This window comes from Shigella sp. FJ200513, from assembly GCF_040495915.1.
In the GTDB taxonomy this organism is placed as follows: domain Bacteria; phylum Pseudomonadota; class Gammaproteobacteria; order Enterobacterales; family Enterobacteriaceae; genus ECMA0423.
On the sequence record NZ_JBDYCV010000065.1, the window covers coordinates 1 to 20231 of the forward strand.

At 53.4% G+C, this 20231-nt stretch carries 15 protein-coding genes and 3 pseudogenes; 7 read left to right on the forward strand and 11 right to left on the reverse strand.

All coding sequences use genetic code 11. The features are described 5' to 3' along the window. Nucleotides 1–144 precede the first annotated feature (144 nt). The 3 genes from rpoD to rpsU form a co-directional block, all read right to left on the reverse strand. Nucleotides 145–1986, reverse strand: coding sequence for an RNA polymerase sigma factor RpoD (rpoD, locus tag ABZJ92_RS14115; RefSeq protein ID WP_000437371.1), 1842 nt, complete (start codon nt 1984–1986; stop codon nt 145–147). Between the two features lie 194 nt (nt 1987–2180). Next, nucleotides 2181–3926 (reverse strand): DNA primase, encoded by a 1746-nt coding sequence (gene dnaG, locus ABZJ92_RS14120; protein ID WP_000918827.1) that lies wholly within the window; start codon nt 3924–3926, stop codon nt 2181–2183. Between the two features lie 110 nt (nt 3927–4036). Next, nucleotides 4037–4252 (reverse strand): 30S ribosomal protein S21, encoded by a 216-nt coding sequence (rpsU, locus tag ABZJ92_RS14125; RefSeq protein ID WP_001144069.1) that lies wholly within the window; start codon nt 4250–4252, stop codon nt 4037–4039. A gap of 237 nt (nt 4253–4489) precedes the next feature. Here rpsU and tsaD point away from each other — a divergent pair, with 237 nt between their 5' ends. Then, on the forward strand, nt 4490–5503 hold the full coding sequence (tsaD, locus tag ABZJ92_RS14130; protein ID WP_001264365.1) for a tRNA (adenosine(37)-N6)-threonylcarbamoyltransferase complex transferase subunit TsaD: 1014 nt from the start codon (nt 4490–4492) through the stop codon (nt 5501–5503). A 42-nt stretch (nt 5504–5545) separates the two neighbouring features. Here tsaD and ttdT read toward each other — a convergent pair whose 3' ends face one another. The 3 genes and pseudogenes from ttdT to ttdA all read right to left on the reverse strand — a co-directional run bounded on the left by ttdT (nt 5546) and on the right by ttdA (nt 8502). Next, a complete protein-coding gene (ttdT, locus tag ABZJ92_RS14135; RefSeq protein ID WP_000804975.1) occupies nt 5546–7009 on the reverse strand; it encodes an L-tartrate/succinate antiporter in 1464 nt (487 codons plus the stop codon). Nucleotides 7010–7056: 47 nt separating this feature from the next. Beyond that, on the reverse strand, nt 7057–7662 hold the full coding sequence (ttdB, locus tag ABZJ92_RS14140) for a L(+)-tartrate dehydratase subunit beta (protein WP_000722957.1): 606 nt from the start codon (nt 7660–7662) through the stop codon (nt 7057–7059). Beyond that, nucleotides 7659–8502, reverse strand: a pseudogene (ttdA, locus tag ABZJ92_RS14145) (L(+)-tartrate dehydratase subunit alpha). The gene ttdB and the pseudogene ttdA overlap by 4 nt, the downstream one beginning before the upstream one ends. Before the next feature lie 206 nt (nt 8503–8708). Between ttdA and ttdR the strand changes: the two are divergent. Continuing rightward, a pseudogene (ttdR, locus tag ABZJ92_RS14150) lies at nt 8709–9640 on the forward strand (L-tartrate utilization transcriptional activator TtdR). A 12-nt stretch (nt 9641–9652) separates the two neighbouring features. On the opposite strand, the gene plsY reads toward ttdR, so the two are convergent. Beyond that, nucleotides 9653–10270: a glycerol-3-phosphate 1-O-acyltransferase PlsY gene (plsY, locus tag ABZJ92_RS14155; protein ID WP_001272798.1), complete on the reverse strand. Its 618-nt coding sequence runs from the start codon at nt 10268–10270 to the stop codon at nt 9653–9655. Nucleotides 10271–10374: 104 nt separating this feature from the next. Here plsY and folB point away from each other — a divergent pair, with 104 nt between their 5' ends. Both folB and bacA read left to right on the forward strand, forming a co-directional pair. Further along, nucleotides 10375–10743 carry a bifunctional dihydroneopterin aldolase/7,8-dihydroneopterin epimerase gene (gene folB, locus ABZJ92_RS14160; protein WP_001295541.1) on the forward strand — a complete coding sequence of 123 codons (369 nt, stop codon included), beginning with the start codon at nt 10375–10377 and terminating at the stop codon, nt 10741–10743. Between the two features lie 90 nt (nt 10744–10833). Beyond that, on the forward strand, nt 10834–11655 hold the full coding sequence (gene bacA, locus ABZJ92_RS14165; protein ID WP_001305111.1) for an undecaprenyl-diphosphate phosphatase: 822 nt from the start codon (nt 10834–10836) through the stop codon (nt 11653–11655). Between the two features lie 162 nt (nt 11656–11817). On the opposite strand, the gene cca is transcribed toward bacA, so the two are convergent. Then, the gene (gene cca, locus ABZJ92_RS14170; RefSeq protein ID WP_000708529.1) at nt 11818–13056 is read right to left on the reverse strand and encodes a fused tRNA nucleotidyltransferase/2',3'-cyclic phosphodiesterase/2' nucleotidase/phosphatase Cca; all 1239 of its coding nucleotides are present in this window, start codon (nt 13054–13056) and stop codon (nt 11818–11820) included. Nucleotides 13057–13119: 63 nt separating this feature from the next. Then, the gene (locus tag ABZJ92_RS14175; protein ID WP_001125331.1) at nt 13120–13740 is read right to left on the reverse strand and encodes a TIGR04211 family SH3 domain-containing protein; all 621 of its coding nucleotides are present in this window, start codon (nt 13738–13740) and stop codon (nt 13120–13122) included. Nucleotides 13741–13981: 241 nt separating this feature from the next. Between ABZJ92_RS14175 and ygiF the strand changes: the two genes are divergently transcribed. From ygiF to hldE, 3 genes are read left to right on the forward strand one after another with little or no spacing between them, the layout of a single operon-like run. Beyond that, nucleotides 13982–15283: an inorganic triphosphatase gene (ygiF, locus tag ABZJ92_RS14180; protein WP_000046320.1), complete on the forward strand. Its 1302-nt coding sequence runs from the start codon at nt 13982–13984 to the stop codon at nt 15281–15283. Nucleotides 15284–15305: 22 nt separating this feature from the next. Next, nucleotides 15306–18146: a bifunctional [glutamate--ammonia ligase]-adenylyl-L-tyrosine phosphorylase/[glutamate--ammonia-ligase] adenylyltransferase gene (glnE, locus tag ABZJ92_RS14185; RefSeq protein WP_005051914.1), complete on the forward strand. Its 2841-nt coding sequence runs from the start codon at nt 15306–15308 to the stop codon at nt 18144–18146. Between the two features lie 47 nt (nt 18147–18193). Next, nucleotides 18194–19627, forward strand: coding sequence for a bifunctional D-glycero-beta-D-manno-heptose-7-phosphate kinase/D-glycero-beta-D-manno-heptose 1-phosphate adenylyltransferase HldE (gene hldE / locus ABZJ92_RS14190; protein ID WP_000869173.1), 1434 nt, complete (start codon nt 18194–18196; stop codon nt 19625–19627). Between the two features lie 119 nt (nt 19628–19746). Here hldE and ibsE read toward each other — a convergent pair whose 3' ends face one another. Continuing rightward, nucleotides 19747–19806 (reverse strand): type I toxin-antitoxin system Ibs family toxin, encoded by a 60-nt coding sequence (gene ibsE / locus ABZJ92_RS14195; RefSeq protein WP_001387082.1) that lies wholly within the window; start codon nt 19804–19806, stop codon nt 19747–19749. A 316-nt stretch (nt 19807–20122) separates the two neighbouring features. Then, nucleotides 20123–20181: pseudogene (locus tag ABZJ92_RS14200) on the reverse strand (type I toxin-antitoxin system Ibs family toxin). Between the last annotated feature and the right edge of the window lie 50 nt (nt 20182–20231).

The window sequence follows — 20231 nt, forward strand, 5'->3', positions numbered from 1 at the left end:
GAAACAAGTGAGCGTTTCCGGATTCTTACACAGCCACTGGATCGGTCAACTGATCCTTAACTGATCGGCATTACACCGAAAAGGTGGCGTTTGTGCAGAGAGACTAGTGCCGGGTGCGGCGTAACGCCTGATCCGGCCTACCGATTAATCGTCCAGGAAGCTACGCAACACTTCAGAACGGCTCGGGTGACGCAGTTTGCGCAGCGCCTTCGCTTCGATCTGACGGATACGTTCGCGGGTAACGTCGAACTGTTTACCCACTTCTTCCAGCGTGTGGTCGGTGTTCATATCGATACCGAAACGCATACGCAGAACTTTTGCTTCACGCGCGGTCAGGCCAGCCAGCACGTCGTGCGTTGCCGCACGCAGGCTTTCGGTGGTCGCAGAATCCAGCGGCAGCTCGAGGGTGGTATCCTCGATGAAATCCCCCAGATGCGAATCTTCATCATCACCGATCGGCGTTTCCATGGAGATTGGCTCTTTGGCGATCTTCAGCACTTTGCGGATCTTGTCTTCCGGCATCAGCATACGTTCAGCCAGTTCTTCCGGCGTCGGTTCACGGCCCATCTCTTGCAGCATCTGGCGAGAAATACGGTTGAGTTTGTTGATAGTCTCAATCATATGCACCGGAATACGGATGGTGCGCGCCTGATCCGCGATAGAACGGGTGATCGCCTGACGGATCCACCAGGTTGCGTAGGTGGAGAACTTGTAACCACGGCGGTATTCGAATTTATCAACCGCTTTCATCAGGCCGATGTTACCTTCCTGAATCAGGTCAAGGAACTGCAAGCCACGGTTGGTGTATTTCTTGGCGATAGAAATAACCAGACGTAAGTTCGCTTCAACCATCTCTTTCTTCGCACGGCGGGCTTTCGCTTCACCGATGGACATACGACGGTTGATATCTTTAACCTGCTCGATGGTCAGGCCGGTTTCTTCTTCAATCTGCTGCAGTTTTTGCAGGGCGCGGTGCACTTCTTCAGAGACATCGTGCAGTTTTTCCGACCACGGCTTGTTCATCGCAATTGCCGCGTTGAACCAGGTATCGCTGGTTTCGTTGCCGGTAAACAGGGTAATGAAGTTTTTCTTCGGCATTTTGCACTGCTCAACGCAGAGCTTCATGATCAGACGTTCTTGCGTACGAACGCGGTCCATCATGACGCGCATGCTGTTGACCAGGTAGTCAAACTGCTTCGGCACCAGGCGGAACTGTTTGAATACTTCAGACAGTTTCAGGATCTCTTCCTGAGCGGCAGCGTGACTGCGACCTTTCGCTTTGATGGTGTCACGCGTTACAACGTACTGAGCGCGTAGTTCCGCAAATTTTTCGCGAGCCAGTTCCGGGTCGATGCTGTTGTCATCATCGGCGCTGTCGTCATCGCCATCTTCTTCGTCTTCATCTTCGTCATCGTCCAGATCTTCCTGGGAAAGCTCAGAACCGACGTGAGTGGCGGTAGGTGCCAGATCTTCTTCTGCGTTCGGGTCAACAAAGCCGGTGATCAGATCGGACAGACGCGCTTCTTCTGCTTCAACACGATCGTACTGTTCCAGCAGATAGGTGATCGCTTCCGGATATTCAGCAACGGAGCATTGAACCTGGTTGATCCCGTCTTCAATACGCTTAGCGATGTCAATTTCGCCTTCGCGGGTCAACAGTTCAACGGTGCCCATTTCACGCATGTACATGCGTACCGGGTCAGTCGTGCGCCCGATTTCAGATTCCACGCTGGAAAGCACCTGCGCGGCGGCTTCGGCAGCATCTTCGTCCGCGGTGTTTTCAGCCAGCATCAGATCATCGGCATCCGGTGCTTCTTCCATCACCTGAATGCCCATGTCGTTGATCATTTGGATGATGTCTTCGATCTGATCTGAATCGACGATATCTTCCGGCAGATGGTCATTGACCTCGGCATAGGTCAGATAGCCTTGCTCCTTACCACGGGTGACAAGAAGTTTCAGCTGTGACTGCGGGTTTTGCTCCATAAGACGGTATCCACACTTATTTCATGAGGTTGGTGTTGGGCGATTGACCCGATGTCCTTCAGCCGTTAACGCTGAAATCCAACGGTTGTTTACCGCCAACGATAATTACGAGGGCGTACTTATATATTTGCCGCTGCCTCTCAGTGCGGCTGTCGGGGGCTTCCCGATCGCTCTTCGGCACTTAAGCCGTTAAATCACTTTTTCGCCAGCTCCTGGTTTAATGTCCAGAGCTCCAGGCGTTCTTCGTTGCTTAAACCATGCGTGCGCTCACGAGCGATTAACTCTTCCTGGCGCAGTTCAAGCAGCGAATCAAACATATGGTTGAGTGAGTCGGTGAAGGTTTGCTCAGCAATATTCTTATCTGCTATATCGTCCCACATCGACAGTTTTTCAAGGGTGGCAGCATTATTTGTACCACGATAGTGCTCTAAAAGTTGCCCGGTGGTCAGACCTGGCTGGGAGAGACAAGTGTTGACCAGTTCTCTGAATAAGCCAAGTCCAGGGAGCTTATTTTCATCCAGATTCTCAAGCGGCGGGACCAACGTCGCTAATTCTGGATTTTGCACCAGCAACCCTATAAGTATACGCATGGTCGTGCGTTTTAGCTGCGGAACAGGGCGAGAAACGCCGCTCTCTGCCGCTTTTGGCATTAATCGTTCAAGCTGGCTGTCATCAAGTATGCCTAATTTGTTGCCTAATTCCTGACGAAGATATATTCGCAGCGTTTCGCCCGGCACTTGCGATATCAATGGCAGTGCCAGCGTACTCAAACGTGCGCGCCCGTCAGGGGTACTCAGATCAACTTGCGGCATCAGACTGTTAAACAGAAATGCGGAGAGTGGCATCGCCTGCTCCATCCGCGCTTCAAACGCTTCTTTACCTTCTTTTCGTACCAGCGTGTCAGGGTCTTCGCCATCCGGCAAAAACATAAAGCGTAGCTGACGGCCGTCTGTCATGTAAGGCAGCGCCGTTTCCAGCGCTCGCCATGCGGCATCGCGGCCTGCACGGTCGCCGTCATAACAGCAAATGACATTGTTGGTCGCGCGGAACAACAGTTGTATGTGATCGGCGGTGGTTGACGTACCTAACGACGCAACGGCGTAATTAATGCCGTATTGCGCCAGCGCCACCACGTCCATATAGCCTTCGACCACAAGCAGACGATTGGGTTCAGCGTTATCCTGCTGCGCTTCATAAAGACCGTAAAGCTGGCGGCCTTTATGGAAAATGTCTGTTTCCGGCGAGTTCAGGTATTTGGGGGTATCGTTGCCCAGCACGCGCCCGCCAAAACCAATCACCCGACCGCGTTTATCGCGAATGGGGAACATCACCCGTTCGCGGAAACGATCGTAACTGCGTCCCTGATCGTTAGTGACCAACATCCCCGCATCAATCAATGACTGGCGATTTTCTGGATTGCCGCCAAACCGCTTCAGGACGTTGTCCCAGCCGGGGGGCGCAAAACCAATCGCAAAGCGAGCGATAACCTCGTGGCTTAATCCGCGTTTTTCCAGATACTGGCGCGCAGACGTGGCAACAGGTTGTTGTAAAGATTGTTGGTAAAACGTATTCAGACCGTCCATCAACTGATAAAGCGTTTGCCTCTGATGGCGCTCGATCTGGCTGGGGCCGCTGCCTGCTTCAAATGGCACTTCAAGATTGTGCATTGCTGCCAGCTCTTCGACCGTTTCGACGAACTCGAGCTTGTCGTAGTTCATCAGGAAGTCGATCGCGTTGCCGTGCGCGCCACATCCAAAGCAGTGGTAAAACTGTTTCTCACCGTTAACGGTGAATGACGGGGTTTTCTCGTTGTGGAATGGACAACACGCGTGGAAATTCTTGCCCTGCTTTTTCAGCTTCACACGGGCATCGATCAGATCGACGATGTCAGTGCGTGCCAGCAGATCATTAATGAATACGCGTGGGATTCGTCCAGCCATAGGCCCCGATTTTTAGCAATTCATAAACGAAAATAAGCCGCGCATTCCTTTCGGAAGCACGGCCTTACAACTACAACTCGGTCTGATCGGAGAGCAACGCTCTCGGGGAATTAGTACAGACGAGTGCGGCGTGCGTTTTCGCGAGCCAGTTTCTTCGCGTGACGTTTCACTGCAGAAGCTTTAGCGCGCTTACGTTCGGTAGTCGGTTTTTCATAGAACTCACGACGACGAACTTCCGCCAGAACACCTGCTTTTTCGCAGGAACGCTTGAAGCGACGCAGAGCTACGTCGAACGGCTCGTTTTCACGTACTTTAATTACCGGCATGTGCCTCTCACCTTTGATTAATTCGGTTTGCCGCTGGCATCAACGCCAGCTTATTTCAAAATGGTGCGGAATTTTACTGCAATTGCTGCTGCTTTGTAAAGCACCGCGGCCTTTTTTGAAAGGGACTTTTATAAGGGTGAGGAGTATACACGAGGCTTTCTCCAGGGGCGAACAAAGTTTTACATCAACCCGCATTGGTCCTACACTGCGCGGTAATAAAGCGAGGTAAAACAAGTCATGCGTGTACTGGGTATTGAAACTTCCTGCGATGAAACCGGCATCGCCATTTACGACGATGAAAAAGGTTTGTTAGCCAACCAATTGTATAGTCAGGTGAAATTGCACGCTGACTACGGCGGCGTCGTGCCTGAACTGGCCTCCCGCGATCATGTGCGTAAAACCGTACCGTTGATCCAGGCGGCGCTAAAGGAGTCTGGTTTAACGGCAAAAGACATTGATGCTGTGGCCTATACCGCAGGCCCTGGATTAGTCGGCGCACTGCTGGTTGGCGCAACCGTGGGGCGTTCTCTGGCGTTTGCCTGGAACGTTCCGGCAATCCCGGTACACCATATGGAAGGGCATCTGTTAGCGCCGATGCTGGAAGATAACCCGCCGGAATTTCCGTTTGTCGCGCTGCTGGTGTCCGGCGGTCATACGCAGTTAATCAGCGTGACTGGCATTGGTCAGTACGAGCTGCTCGGCGAGTCTATCGATGATGCCGCCGGTGAAGCGTTTGATAAAACCGCGAAGCTGCTGGGGCTGGATTATCCTGGCGGACCGTTACTGTCGAAAATGGCGGCTCAGGGTACTGCCGGGCGCTTTGTTTTCCCGCGTCCGATGACCGACCGTCCGGGGCTGGATTTCAGCTTTTCTGGTCTGAAAACCTTTGCGGCGAACACGATTCGTGACAACGGCACCGACGACCAGACGCGTGCTGATATCGCCCGCGCCTTTGAAGATGCGGTGGTCGATACGTTGATGATTAAGTGTAAGCGAGCGTTGGATCAGACGGGCTTTAAGCGACTGGTCATGGCGGGCGGCGTGAGTGCTAACCGCACGTTACGGGCGAAGCTGGCTGAAATGATGAAAAAACGCCGCGGCGAAGTGTTCTACGCGCGTCCGGAATTTTGTACTGATAACGGCGCGATGATCGCCTATGCCGGAATGGTGCGGTTTAAAGCAGGCGCGACGGCGGATCTCGGCGTTAGCGTGCGTCCGCGCTGGCCGCTGGCGGAGTTACCGGCTGCGTAAAACTATTGGGTGCCGGAGAGCAATTTCCGGCACCGTCCTCACTTAAAGCAACACCACGGGCATCCACAGTAAGCCGGTAATCACCAGCAACACGAGGAATATCAGCCCAAAAATCGCCCCCAGTCGCCAGTAATCCGCCGTTGGCAGATAACCACTACCGTAGTAAATCGGACTGGGTCCGGTGGCGTATGGTGTAAGAATGCTCCCCAGACCAATTGCCGCGCCAACCATCAGGCAGAACACCGGCAGCGGGATTTCCGGCATCGCCAGCGCGGCGGCGATCATCATCGGTGCGAGGGCGCAGGTATACGCCGTGGCGCTGGCGAAAAAGTAGCGCAGTAGATAAAACACCACAATCAACGTCACCATCACCATCGTCGGCGAATAACCACTTAAGCTGCCTGCTAACAGTTTGCCAAACCAGCTAATAAAACCGGTATTGTTGAGTCCGGTCGCGAGGGTGATAAGCGAGGCCAGCCAGAAGAAAACGTTCCATGCCGCTTTATTACTGACAATGTCGTCCCAACTGATAATGCGCAGAAGCAGCATCAGCGCCACCACGCTGTAACCGACCATCGCGGCATCGATATAATCACCGCCGAAAATCCACAGCACCAGCGCGCCTACCATCAGCCCCAGCATCCGTTTTTCACGCGAACAGAGCGGGCCCATTGCCTGCAGTTCCGTCTCTGCCCAGCGCGGCACCTGATCACCAGACTTCAGTACCGGCGGGTACAGCACGTAAGCCAGCCAGGGAACCAGCAGAACCAGTAAAATGCTGAGCGGCAACATCCCGAGGAACCAGTCGCCCCAACTCAGCGTGGCGTGAGATGCGCTTTTCATCAGTCCAATTAACAGCAAGTTAGGTGCCATCGCCGTCAGGAAAATGGCGCTGGTCACGCAGTCGGCAACAATCCCCATCCACATGATGTACGAGCCAATGCTGCGCGAACTGCTGTCGTTTGGTTGTGATTGATAGAGCGGTGGCAGGTTACGGATGATGGGATAGATAATACCCGCACCACGCGCCGAGTTGGACGGTGTTACAGGTGCCAGGATCAGCTCGGAGAACATCACCGCATAGCCGAGAAACAGCGTGCGATGCCCCATCTTTTTCACCAGAATCAGCGCAATGCGGCGTCCAAGCCCGGTTTTTTCATAGCCTGTGCCAAACATAAAGGCGGCGAAAATGAGCCAGATAACCGAATTAGAAAAACCAGAAACTGCCCAGGAGAGGGATTTGGCGGTGAACTTAAAGCCTGGCTGGGCGAGCTGTTCGGGGCTGAACAGCAGCCAGGGAGAGAGTATGGCGATGATGGAGATACCCACCATCGCCACCACGGCACCCGGCACGGGTTCGAGGATCAGTCCAACGATCACGCCAGTAAAAACGGCAAAGTAGAGCCAGGTATGGTTCTCCAGCCCTGCGGGAACCGGAAGTAGAGCAATAATGGCGATGACCGCCAGCGGCGCAAGATATCGCCACCATTCAGTGGAAGGTTTCATCGTGTTATGCCTGCGAAAAAGGAGAGGGGTGAGCCTCTCCGGGAGGGTTATTTGATGTAATGGACGTGCTCGCAGATCTCTTCCACGATGGGATCGCGGCGTTCGGCGAACAGCTTTTTGTTTTCGGCTATCAGGTTGTTGCCGTGGGTATCAATAGAGACAATCAGCGGGCCGAACTCTTTGACCCGGCAGACCCACAGTGACTCCGGCATCCCGAGTTCTGTCCAGTGCACTTCTTCAATCTCTTCTACCTGGGTTGCCGCCAGCACCGCGCAGCCTGCTGGGAAAATCACATGTAACGCCTTGAATTTCTGGCAGCCTTCTTCGGTCAGCGGCCCCATACCACCTTTGCCAACCACCAGTTTTACGCCGGTCTGCTCAATAAATTCACGTTCAAAACTTTCCATACGCATACTGGTTGTCGGGCCGACGGAGACCATCTCCCATTTGTCGCCGTTTTTGCGCACGATGGGGCCAGCGTGGAAAATCGCTTTGCCGTTGAGATCGTAAGGGATCGGACGTTTCAGTTCGATCAAACGGCGGTGACAAACGTCGCGGCAGGTCACCAGCGTACCGGTCAGGTAGATCACATCGCCGACGCGAATATCTTGCAGATCTTCAGCTTTGATCGGGGTTGTCAGGATCTTTTTCATAACGCGCTCCGGGTGTGAGACAGATTTTCAAAGGTGAGATCGGCATGAACCAGCAGCGTGCCGCGACGATGCGCCCATCACTGAACTGTTGCCGGTCAGCCCTTGTGGACCAATCCCCAGACGGTTGAGTCCTTCTTCCAGGCGTAGCTCCAGTTCTGCCGCTTTTGGATTGGGATGGCGGCTGCCAATCGGGCGCAAAATGGCTTTACGCGAGAGTACGGCGGCGGTTTCCACCGAGGTGGCGATGCCCACGCCCACCAGTACCGGTGGACAGGCGTTTACGGCGAGGGTGGAGATATTTTCGAAGACGAATTTCACCACGCCTTCGTAGCCTTCTGACGGCATTAACACTTTCGAGCGGCCAGGTAGCGTGCAGCCGCCGCCTGCCATGTAAACTTCGATTTCCGCATCGTCATTGTCGGGGATGATGTCCCAGGTGACCCACGGTACGCCGCTACCGGTATTTTTGCCGGTGTTTACTTCGTCAAAAATTTCTACCGCATTGTGACGTAGTGGCGCTTTGACGGTTGCCTCTTCCACGGCTTGTTTGAGTATGCTTTGCAGCTCGCCAAGCAGTGGGAAGCGGGAACCGACTTTAACGAAGAACATAATCTCCCCGGTGTCCTGACAGGCAGGACGATTCAGGTCAATCGCTTTTTGCATGTTGTCGAACATCGTATGGTAGATAATTTTCCCCATCGACGACGTTTCGGCATCCTTTAGCTGTTTTAGTTTATCCACCACGTCATCAGGCATTCGGGTAGAAATCATGGCGGTAAAGTTAGCGACAATCTCTGTCAACTTATTCACTGCCTGTTGCTTATTACTTTCGCTCATCATGGCAACTCCAGTTTTTGTATTTGTCTGGAAAAATTCACCGCCACAAACTAACACTAAAAATGTGGTTTTATATTTTTTGCCACCGTTAATATGTAATTAACAGTTCGTGAATCAACGCGAAAATAAGAATGAATATTGCGCCAGAGCAGGGAATGGCAATGTTTTGCGAAATACACTGCGCTTATCACAACTGCGGATAATTAACGATGCTGAATAGCTGGCCTTTAGCCAAAGACTTGCAGGTACTGGTAGAAATCGTCCACAGCGGGAGTTTTAGTGCTGCAGCGGCGACGCTTGGGCAAACGCCTGCATTTGTCACCAAGCGGATCCAAATCCTTGAAAATACGCTGGCAACAACGCTGCTGAACCGCTCCGCTCGCGGCGTGGCGCTGACTGAAAGTGGCCAACGTTGTTACGAACATGCGCTGGAAATCCTCACCCAATATCAGCGACTGGTCGATGACGTCACGCAAATCAAAACGCGCCCGGAGGGGATGATTCGTATTGGTTGCAGTTTTGGTTTTGGGCGCAGCCATATTGCGCCAGCCATTACCGAACTTATGCGCAATTATCCTGAGTTACAGGTGCATTTTGAATTGTTCGATCGGCAAATTGATTTAGTGCAGGATAATATTGATCTGGATATTCGTATTAATGACGAAATTCCTGATTATTATATTGCGCATCTGTTAACGAAAAATAAAAGAATATTATGCGCAGCACCTGAGTATCTGCAAAAATATCCGCAGCCACAATCATTACAGGAATTAAGTCGTCATGACTGTCTGGTGACCAAAGAGCGCGATATGACCCACGGAATATGGGAGTTGGGGAACGGTCAGGAGAAAAAATCGGTGAAGGTTAGCGGGCATCTTTCCTCCAATAGCGGCGAGATAGTGTTGCAATGGGCGCTGGAGGGCAAAGGGATTATGCTGCGTTCCGAGTGGGATGTGTTGCCGTTTCTGGAGAGTGGCAAACTGGTGCAAGTATTGCCGGAGTATGCACAAAGCGCCAATATCTGGGCTGTTTACCGGGAGCTGCTCTATCGCAGCATGAAATTCGTGTCTGCGCGGAATTTCTGGCGGCATGGTGCCAGCAACGGCTGGGCAAGCCCGATGAAGGCTATCAGGTCATGTAGATCCACCAGAAATCACTCGGGATCCTTTTCGCGCTTTCTTTTGAATTTCGTCCAGATTTTTGTCTCCTGACGACGCCACAGACGCTGGATGTTGTCATGATGACGCAGCAGGATCAGGCAAGAGAGCATCGAAACCGGGAAGGTGAATTGTGGCTTAAACCACCAGACATAAAACGGAGCAATCAGTGCACTGACAATCGCTCCCAGCGACGAGTATCCGCTCAATAGCACGGTCAGTAACCAGGTTCCCGCCATTACTCCGGTGAGATCCCAGCTAATTGGTGCGATTGCTCCAAAAGCGGTAGCAACGCCTTTTCCTCCTTTAAAACCGAAGAAAACGGGCCAGATGTGTCCAAGACAGGCGGCGATGGCAATTAAGCCTAGCCAGAAGGGGCTGACACCTAATTCATACGCGCCCCAGACAGGCAACATTCCTTTCAGAACGTCGAAAATCAGTACTGCTACGGCTGCTCCCTTGCCACCGATACGTAACACATTGGTTGCGCCTGGATTGCCGGAGCCGCTGGTTCGCGGATCGGGCAGCCCACACAAGCGGCAAACCAGAATGGCACTGGAAATGGAGCCGCAGAGGTACGCGATGAGGATCATTCCAGGCGCGATTGCACTCATAAGCTGTTCCGTTTTGAAAATTCGTGTTCAACGATGAATCTGTGGATAATACGCACATTTCGCCGGAAGTGGTATCCGGTTAGCCAAAAAGCAGGCAGGACGTGATGGATATTGTATTTATAGAGCAACTTTCGGTAATCACCACTATTGGTGTTTACGACTGGGAACAGACCATCGAACAGAAGTTAGTGTTCGATATCGAAATGGCATGGGATAACCGTAAAGCGGCGAAAAGTGATGATGTGGCGGATTGCCTCAGTTACGCTGACATTGCAGAAACGGTGGTCAGCCACGTCGAGGGGGCGCGTTTTGCGCTGGTGGAACGCGTGGCTGAAGAGGTGGCGGAGCTGCTGTTAGCACGCTTCAACTCGCCGTGGGTGCGTATCAAACTCAGCAAGCCAGGCGCAGTGGCGCGGGCGGCGAATGTTGGCGTAATCATTGAGCGTGGCAATAATCTGAAAGAAAATAATTAATTTTACAGCTGTTAAACCAAACGGTTATAACCTGGTCATACTGCAGTAGTTCGGACAAGCGGTACATTTTAATAATTTAGGGGTTTATTGATGAGCGATATGCACTCGCTGCTGATAGCGGCAATATTGGGTGTGGTCGAAGGATTGACAGAATTTCTGCCGGTATCCAGCACGGGCCATATGATTATTGTCGGTCACTTGTTGGGGTTTGAGGGCGACACGGCGAAAACCTTTGAAGTTGTGATCCAGTTAGGATCAATTCTGGCGGTAGTAGTGATGTTCTGGCGGCGTCTGTTTGGCCTGATTGGCATCCACTTTGGCCGCCCGTTGCAGCACGAAGGTGAAAGCAAAGGTCGTTTAACGCTGATCCACATTTTGCTGGGGATGATTCCGGCGGTGGTACTGGGGCTATTATTCCACGACACGATTAAGTCATTGTTTAACCCGATAAATGTGATGTATGCGCTGGTCGTTGGCGGTTTGTTGCTGATTGCCGCCGAATGCCTGAAGCCGAAAGAGCCGCGTGCGCCGGGTCTTGATGATATGACCTATCGTCAGGCGTTTATGATTGGCTGTTTCCAGTGTCTGGCGCTGTGGCCGGGTTTCTCCCGTTCCGGGGCGACCATTTCAGGTGGGATGCTGATGGGCGTGAGCCGTTACGCTGCTTCCGAGTTCTCGTTCCTGCTGGCGGTACCGATGATGATGGGCGCAACGGCGCTCGATCTCTACAAAAGCTGGGGCTTCCTGACAACCGGCGATATCCCGATGTTTGCCGTTGGGTTTATCACCGCTTTTGTGGTGGCGCTGATAGCGATTAAAACCTTCCTGCAATTGATTAAGCGCATTTCGTTTATCCCGTTCGCCATTTATCGCTTTATTGTGGCGGCTGCGGTGTATGTCGTGTTCTTTTGATTGAGAAAAGGTTCGGGAGCAGGCCGGGTTTTCTCCCTCGCTCTGTAGGGAGAGGGCCGGGGTGGGGGTGATTGTTCGCACCGGTGCTGGTCTGTTCCCCTCACCCTAACCCTCTCCCCGAAGGGGCGAGGGGACGGTTCGTGCTAACGTTTAGTTTTATACTCAGTCAGGCTTTGGGCAACGTTGTTCCTTCCAGCTGGCTACCGCCGCAATCCGCCGTCGGGTCAGCTCCTCGCGAATCTCCACGCCTTTAAATCCCGCTTCAACGACCGCTTTTGTCGGCACTGACTGCGCCACTTCCCAGCCTTCGCGCAACCAACGGCCTTGCGGGTAGTCCGCTGATTCAAAACCGGTTCTGCCGCGCACGTCAGCCTCGCTGGTCAGCGCCAGTTGCTCGATACGCTGCGGTTTACGCCAGGCATCGATGGAATCAAATAATTTGACGATGGTTTTTGGGTTCAGCATTGGGAAGGTGCGGATGAGATCGTGAAACTCAGCCACCAGTCTGGCTAAATCGCGAATTTCATTTGGCACGCGCAGACGCTGGCATAGTTGTTCCACTAACTTAACACCCGCCGGGCCATGCCCATGATGACGCGGCCAAAGTTCTGGCGGCGTCAGTCCTTTACCGAGATCGTGGCATAAAGTTGCGAAACGGACATCAACCTGCGGACTCAGCATCGCCGCCATTGAGAGCGTCATTAAGGTATGAATACCCGTGTCGATTTCCGGATGCCACCTGGCAGGTGCCGGAACGCCAAACAGTGCGTCAATTTCCGGGAATAAAACGCGAAGTGCGCCGCAATCGCGCAGTACCTGGAAGAACACCTGGGGATTGCGGGTGGTGAGGGCGCTTTCCGTCTCTTTCCATACCCGTTCAGGCGTCAGGTGTTCCAGTTCACCCGCATGGGTCATCTCGCGCATCAGCGTCAGAGTTTCATCGGCAATACGAAAACCGAGGTGGGCATAACGCGCAGCAAAACGCGCCACGCGCAGTACGCGTAACGGATCTTCGCCAAAAGCGGGGGAAACATGGCGCAACAGACGATTTTGCAGATCGCCCAGACCGTTGTACGGGTCGATAATCTCGCCGTTATCGTCCTGGGCCAGCGCATTAATGGTCAGATCGCGACGCTTAAGATCATCTTCCAGCGTGACATCCGGTGCGGTATAGCAAGTAAAACCGGTGTAACCGGAACCGGATTTCCGTTCGGTACGTGCCAGCGCATACTCTTCATGCGTTTGCGGATGCAGAAACACAGGAAAATCGCGGCCTACCTGCTGGTAGCCCGCGTCGAGCATCTCCTGTGGCGTACTGCCGACCACCACCCAATCTCTGTCTTTGACCGATAGTCCTAACAATGCATCCCGAACAGCACCACCGACCAGATAAATCTTCACGCCATCATCCCTTCGTCAAATACACAATTCCTAATAATAAGACAGTGCAACGAAGAAGGCGATTTAGTTCATCCAGCGATCTTTGCGTTTGCGGCTTGGGATCAGGTGCGGCAGTACCAGACCGAGCAGCAAGCCAAGCCCCAGCACGCCACCGCCATACATAAACCATTGCATGATGATGGTGCGCTGTTTGTCATCCAGCTGTACGCTGGCGGCATCGACCTTTTTCTGCGCGACAATCAGCTCGTTTTTCAGTTTCTGATTTTCTTCTTTTAACCCGTTGATCACGCTGTCGCTCTGCGCCACTTTTTGCTGCATTTCTGCGGTGCGCTGATTCCAGGTGTTATCGATATTGGTGAGTTTATCGGTCAGGGTTTTGACCTGATTTTCCAGATCTGGCACACGGGAGCGCAGGCTTGGCTCAGTGCTAAGTTGTTTCAACGGGATCCAGGCGGTACGGCCAGAGCTGTCTTTCACCTGGGCATAATTGGTGTTGGCGTCAGTTTGTAATAAGGTCACTTCCTCGCCGGCGTTAACCGTGCCCACGAGGCGATAATGATCTCCCGGACCGCTACGGACCCAGGTATTCAGTTCGTCAGAAACATAGCGCGTTTCTTCAGCGTGTGAGACGGCAGTCGCGCTAAGTGCGAGTAAAGTTAATCCGATCAGGCGTAATTTTGGCATCAGGCTGTCGTTATTGTCATGGAAAGTGGAACGATAGTAGTGGCATCAGTGTCGCTACGCAAAGCATTCGACATCAATCGGAATCCTCTGTGTCAGGTCTTGCCACTGCTTCAAACTTTTACGCCCGTCAAATTGCCCGTTGCATGGCAATTTGGCGCAAAATACTATCTACTGACAAAAAAGATCGCATTAAGTTCGCCGTTCATCGTCACTTATGTGACATAACCGATAAGTAAAGGCCATGGCTCAGGAAATCGAATTAAAGTTTATTGTTAATCACAGTGCCGTTGAGGCGTTGCGTGACCATCTCAATACGCTGGGCGGCGAGCACCATGACCCCGTGCAGTTGCTGAATATTTACTACGAAACGCCGGATAACTGGCTGCGTAGGCACGATATGGGCTTACGTATTCGTGGCGAAAACGGTCGCTATGAGATGACCATGAAAGTTGCAGGAAGAGTGACAGGCGGCTTACACCAGCGCCCGGAATATAACGTGGCGTTGAGCGAACCGACGCTCGACCTGGCGCAGTTACCGACGGAAATCTGGCCGAACGGCGAATTGCCTGCCGATCTCGCTTCCCGCGTGCAGTCGCTGTTTAGCACCGATTTTTATCGCGAAAAATGGCTAGTAGAGATCGATGGCAGCCGAATTGAAATCGCTCTCGACCAGGGGGAAGTGAAAGCGGGTGAATTTGCTGAGCCTATCTGCGAGCTGGAACTGGAGCTGCTTAGCGGCGACACGCGCGCGGTGCTGAAACTGGCGAACCAACTGGTATCGCAAACCGGATTACGCCAGGGCAGCCTGAGCAAAGCGGCGCGTGGCTATCATCTGGCGCAGGGCAATCCGGCGCGTGAAATCAAACCGACCACCATTTTGCATGTTGCGGCAAAAGCCGATGTGGAACAGGGGCTGGAAGCGGCGCTCGAGCTGGTGTTAGCGCAATGGCAGTATCATGAAGAACTGTGGGTACGCGGCAACGATGCGGCGAAAGAGCAGGTGCTGGCAGCCATTAGCCTAGTCCGTCATACACTGATGCTGTTCGGTGGCATTGTGCCGCGTAAAGCGAGTACTCACTTACGTGATTTGCTGACTCAATGCGAAGCGACCATCGCTTCTGCGGTTTCTGCCGTGACGGCGGTCTACTCTACCGAAACGGCAATGGCGAAGCTGGCGTTGACCGAATGGCTGGTAAGCAAAGCATGGCAGCCGTTTTTAGATGCCAAAGCGCAGGGCAAAATTAGCGACTCCTTCAAACGCTTTGCCGATATCCATCTTTCCCGCCATGCCGCTGAACTGAAAAGCGTTTTCTGCCAGCCGTTAGGCGATCGCTACCGTGACCAGTTGCCACGCCTGATGCGTGATATTGACTCAATACTGTTGCTGGCGGGTTACTATGATCCTGTCGTCGCGCAAGCCTGGCTGGAGAACTGGCAGGGGCTGCGTCACGCTATTGCGACCGGGCAACGCATTGAAATTGAACATTTCCGTAATGAGGCAAACAATCAGGAACCGTTCTGGTTGCACAGCGGAAAACGTTAATCAGGCAAGGATAAAATCGCTTATGAAGCCGCTCTCTTCACCGTTACAGCAGTACTGGCAGACCGTTGTTGAGCGGCTGCCAGAGCTTTTAGCCGAGGAATCACTTAGTGCACAGGCGAAGTCAGTACTTACTTTCAGTGATTTTGTGCAGGACAGCGTGATTGCGCATCCAGAGTGGCTGACGGAACTGGAAAGCCAACCGCCACAGGCTGACGAATGGCAACATTACAGCGTGTGGTTGCAGGAGGCGCTCAGTAATGTGAGCGACGAAGCCGGGTTAATGCGCGAGCTGCGGCTATTCCGGCGGCGCATTATGGTGCGCATCGCATGGGCGCAAACGCTGGCACTGGTTACTGAAGAGAGCATATTGCAGCAGCTCAGTTATCTGGCGGAGACGCTGATTGTTGCGGCGCGTGACTGGCTGTATGACGCCTGCTGCCGCGAGTGGGGAACGCCGTGCAATGCGCAGGGCGAAGCGCAACCGCTGCTGATCTTAGGCATGGGTAAGCTGGGCGGCGGGGAACTGAATTTCTCCTCTGATATCGATCTGATTTTTGCCTGGCCGGAACATGGTTGTACGCAGGGCGGACGCCGGGAACTGGATAACGCGCAGTTTTTTACCCGCATGGGGCAGCGGCTGATTAAAGTGCTGGATCAACCAACGCAGGATGGCTTCGTCTATCGCGTGGATATGCGACTGCGTCCGTTTGGCGAAAGTGGCCCGCTGGTGCTGAGCTTTGCCGCGTTGGAGGATTATTACCAGGAGCAGGGACGCGACTGGGAGCGTTACGCGATGGTCAAAGCGCGGATTATGGGCGATAGCGAAGGCGTCTATGCTAACGAGTTGCGTGCGATGCTGCGCCCGTTTGTTTTCCGTCGTTACATCGATTTCAGCGTGATTCAGTCGCTGCGCAACATGAAAGGGATGATTGCCCGTGAAGTGCGTCGACGTGGTTTGACCGACAATATCAAACTCGGCGCAGGCGGCATTCGCGAAATTGAATTTATCGTTCAGGTGTTCCAGCTCATTCGCGGTGGGCGCGAACCGTTGCTGCAGTCGCGCTCTTTACTGCCAACGCTCAGCGCCATTGCCGCGCTGCATCTGCTTTCTGAAAACGATGCTGAACAATTGCGAGTGGCATATCTGTTCCTGCGGCGTCTGGAAAACCTGCTGCAAAGCATTAACGACGAACAAACCCAAACGCTTCCTTCTGATGAGCTTAACCGTGCGCGGCTGGCGTGGGCGATGGACTTTGCTGACTGGCCGCAACTGACCGGGGCGCTGACCGCACATATGACCAATGTGCGCCGGGTGTTTAATGAATTGATTGGCGACGACGAAAGTGAAACTCAGGAAGAGTCGCTGTCGGAACAGTGGCGTGAGCTGTGGCAGGATGCGTTGCAGGAAGATGACACTACGCCAGTGCTGGCGCATCTTAGCGAGGATGATCGCAAACAGGTCCTAACGATGATTGCTGATTTCCGCAAAGAGCTGGATAAGCGTACTATCGGGCCGCGAGGACGTCAGGTGCTCGACCATCTGATGCCACATCTGCTAAGTGATGTCTGTGCGCGTGAAGACGCTGCTGTCACGCTGTCGCGCATTACCGCCTTGCTGGTGGGGATTGTTACCCGCACAACCTATTTAGAATTGCTCAGTGAATTCCCTGCGGCGCTTAAACATTTGATTTCTCTGTGTGCCGCATCGCCGATGATTGCCAGCCAGCTAGCGCGTTATCCATTATTGCTGGATGAATTGCTCGATCCAAATACCCTTTATCAGCCGACGGCGACCGATGCCTACCGTGATGAACTGCGCCAGTATTTGCTGCGCGTGCCGGAAGATGACGAAGAACAACAGCTTGAGGCGCTGCGTCAGTTCAAACAGGCGCAGCTGTTACGCATTGCGGCAGCGGATATCGCCGGTACGCTACCGGTAATGAAAGTGAGCGATCACTTAACCTGGCTGGCAGAAGCTATGATAGATGCCGTCGTTCAGCAGGCGTGGGGTCAAATGGTGGCCCGCTACGGTAAGCCAAATCACCTCAACGAACGTGAAGGGCGCGGTTTTGCGGTGGTCGGCTACGGCAAGCTGGGCGGCTGGGAGTTAGGCTACAGTTCCGATCTTGACCTTATCTTCCTCCATGATTGCCCAATGGATGCGATGACTGACGGCGAGCGGGAAATCGACGGGCGGCAGTTTTATCTGCGTCTGGCGCAACGCATTATGCATCTGTTCAGTACGCGTACCTCTTCCGGCATTTTGTATGAAGTGGATGCTCGACTGCGTCCGTCCGGGGCGGCGGGAATGCTGGTGACATCCGCAGAAGCATTTGCCGATTATCAGAAAAACGAGGCCTGGACGTGGGAACATCAGGCGCTGGTGCGTGCGCGTGTAGTGTACGGCGATCCGCAGCTCACTGCGCACTTTGACGCGGTGCGTCGTGAGATTATGACACTGCCGCGAGAAGGTAAAACTCTGCAAACGGAAGTGCGGGAAATGCGCGAGAAAATGCGCGCTCATCTCGGCAATAAACATCGTAATCGCTTTGATATCAAAGCCGATGAAGGCGGAATTACCGATATCGAATTTATTACCCAATATCTGGTGTTGCGCTACGCTCATGAAAAACCGAAGTTAACGCGCTGGTCAGACAACGTGCGTATTCTGGAGCTGCTGGCGCAAAACGACATTATGGAAGAGCAGGAAGCGATGGCGCTGACCCGTGCTTACACGACGCTGCGCGATGAACTTCATCATCTGGCATTACAGGAATTGCCGGGCCATGTGTCGGAGGATTGCTTCACCGCAGAGCGTGATCTGGTGCGGGCAAGCTGGCAGAAGTGGCTGGTGGAAGAATGAAGTATGGTATTATCGCGCGCAAATTTTGAATCTCTCAGGAGACAGGAATGAAAGTAACGCTGCCAGAGTTTGAACGTGCAGGAGTGATGGTGGTTGGTGATGTGATGCTGGATCGTTACTGGTACGGCCCCACCAGTCGTATCTCGCCGGAAGCGCCGGTGCCCGTGGTTAAAGTGAATACCATCGAAGAACGTCCGGGCGGCGCGGCTAACGTGGCGATGAATATCGCTTCTCTCGGTGCTAATGCACGCCTGGTCGGGTTGACGGGCATTGACGATGCAGCGCGCGCGCTGAGTAAATCTCTGGCCGACGTCAACGTCAAATGCGACTTCGTTTCTGTACCGACGCATCCGACCATCACCAAATTACGGGTACTTTCCCGCAACCAACAGCTGATCCGTCTGGATTTTGAAGAAGGTTTCGAAGGTGTTGATCCGCAGCCGCTGCACGAGCGGATTAATCAGGCGCTGAGTTCGATTGGCGCGCTGGTGCTTTCTGACTACGCCAAAGGTGCGCTGGCAAGCGTACAGCAGATGATCCAACTGGCGCGTAAAGCGGGCGTTCCGGTGCTGATTGATCCAAAAGGTACCGATTTTGAGCGCTACCGCGGCGCTACGCTGCTGACACCGAATCTCTCGGAATTTGAAGCTGTTGTCGGTAAATGTAAGACCGAAGAAGAGATTGTTGAGCGCGGCATGAAACTGATTGCCGATTACGAACTCTCGGCTCTGTTAGTGACCCGTTCCGAACAGGGTATGTCGCTGCTGCAACCGGGTAAAGCGCCGCTGCATATGCCAACCCAGGCGCAGGAAGTGTATGACGTTACCGGTGCGGGCGACACGGTGATTGGCGTCCTGGCGGCAACGCTGGCAGCGGGTAATTCGCTGGAAGAAGCCTGCTTCTTTGCCAATGCGGCGGCTGGCGTGGTGGTCGGCAAACTGGGAACCTCCACGGTTTCGCCGATCGAGCTGGAAAATGCAGTGCGTGGGCGCGCAGATACCGGCTTTGGCGTGATGACCGAAGAGGAACTGAAGCTGGCCGTAGCGGCAGCGCGTAAACGCGGTGAAAAAGTGGTGATGACCAATGGCGTCTTTGACATCCTGCACGCCGGACACGTCTTCTATCTGGCAAATGCCCGCAAACTGGGTGACCGCTTGATTGTCGCTGTGAACAGCGATGCCTCCACCAAACGGCTGAAAGGGGATTCTCGCCCCGTTAACCCGCTCGAACAGCGTATGATTGTGCTGGGCGCACTGGAAGCGGTCGACTGGGTGGTGTCGTTTGAAGAAGACACGCCGCAGCGCTTGATCGCCGGGATCCTGCCAGATTTACTGGTGAAGGGCGGCGACTATAAACCAGAAGAGATCGCCGGGAGTAAAGAAGTCTGGGCCAACGGCGGCGAAGTGCTGGTGCTCAACTTCGAAGACGGTTGCTCGACCACTAACATCATCAAGAAGATCCAACAGGATAAAAAAGGCTAACCGGAAAGCGGTTCACAGATCTCGCTTCGTAGCAGGCAGGCCTATTGACGCTGTTGTTTTTTCAACCTAAAGTAAAGGAACAAGGGTAAGGGAGGATTTCTCCCCCCTCTGATCAGTTGTTAGTAAGTCGGGAAACTTAACAGTAACAACACAACCAGTATGATGACGAACTTCATCATAACCCTTTCCTTCTATAAGGCCCCTTCCTCGGGAGGGGCTTTCCCGTTTCAGCCCCTTGCTGACTCCCCGATTGTTGATGAGCGCCGGACCCCGCGCAACGCTTTCCCTGAAGCAGTTTTGCCTTCCCCGAGCGGTCACGCAAAACGCTGCAACGTCCTGAGCATTTGCACCTTTTAGCGGAACGCAGATATAAAAAATCCCCGGCTTTTTGGGCCAGGGATATGTGTTAATGAAACCTTCTTGACGCTGATTTTTTTTCAACCTAAAGTAAAGGCACAAGGGTGAGGGAGGATTTCTCCCCCCTCTGATTGGCTGTTAATAAGCTGCGAAACTTACGAGTAACAACCAACCAGTATGATGACGAACTTCATCATAACCCTTTCCTTCTATAAGGCCCCTTCCTCGGGAGGGGCTTTCCCGTTTC

Excerpts from the sequence above, each read along its gene's own strand:
- hldE (WP_000869173.1), top strand. The coding sequence starts at position 18,194 with ATGAAAGTAACGCTGCCAGAGTTTGAACGTGCAGGAGTGATGGTGGTT.
- tsaD (WP_001264365.1), top strand. The coding sequence starts at position 4,490 with ATGCGTGTACTGGGTATTGAAACTTCCTGCGATGAAACCGGCATCGCC.
- ttdT (WP_000804975.1), bottom strand. The coding sequence starts at position 7,009 with ATGAAACCTTCCACTGAATGGTGGCGATATCTTGCGCCGCTGGCGGTC.
- dnaG (WP_000918827.1), bottom strand. The coding sequence starts at position 3,926 with ATGGCTGGACGAATCCCACGCGTATTCATTAATGATCTGCTGGCACGC.
- bacA (WP_001305111.1), top strand. The coding sequence starts at position 10,834 with ATGAGCGATATGCACTCGCTGCTGATAGCGGCAATATTGGGTGTGGTC.
- glnE (WP_005051914.1), top strand. The coding sequence starts at position 15,306 with ATGAAGCCGCTCTCTTCACCGTTACAGCAGTACTGGCAGACCGTTGTT.
- rpsU (WP_001144069.1), bottom strand. The coding sequence starts at position 4,252 with ATGCCGGTAATTAAAGTACGTGAAAACGAGCCGTTCGACGTAGCTCTG.
- ABZJ92_RS14175 (WP_001125331.1), bottom strand. The coding sequence starts at position 13,740 with ATGCCAAAATTACGCCTGATCGGATTAACTTTACTCGCACTTAGCGCG.
- plsY (WP_001272798.1), bottom strand. The coding sequence starts at position 10,270 with ATGAGTGCAATCGCGCCTGGAATGATCCTCATCGCGTACCTCTGCGGC.
- ygiF (WP_000046320.1), top strand. The coding sequence starts at position 13,982 with ATGGCTCAGGAAATCGAATTAAAGTTTATTGTTAATCACAGTGCCGTT.
- ttdB (WP_000722957.1), bottom strand. The coding sequence starts at position 7,662 with ATGAAAAAGATCCTGACAACCCCGATCAAAGCTGAAGATCTGCAAGAT.
- rpoD (WP_000437371.1), bottom strand. The coding sequence starts at position 1,986 with ATGGAGCAAAACCCGCAGTCACAGCTGAAACTTCTTGTCACCCGTGGT.
- folB (WP_001295541.1), top strand. The coding sequence starts at position 10,375 with ATGGATATTGTATTTATAGAGCAACTTTCGGTAATCACCACTATTGGT.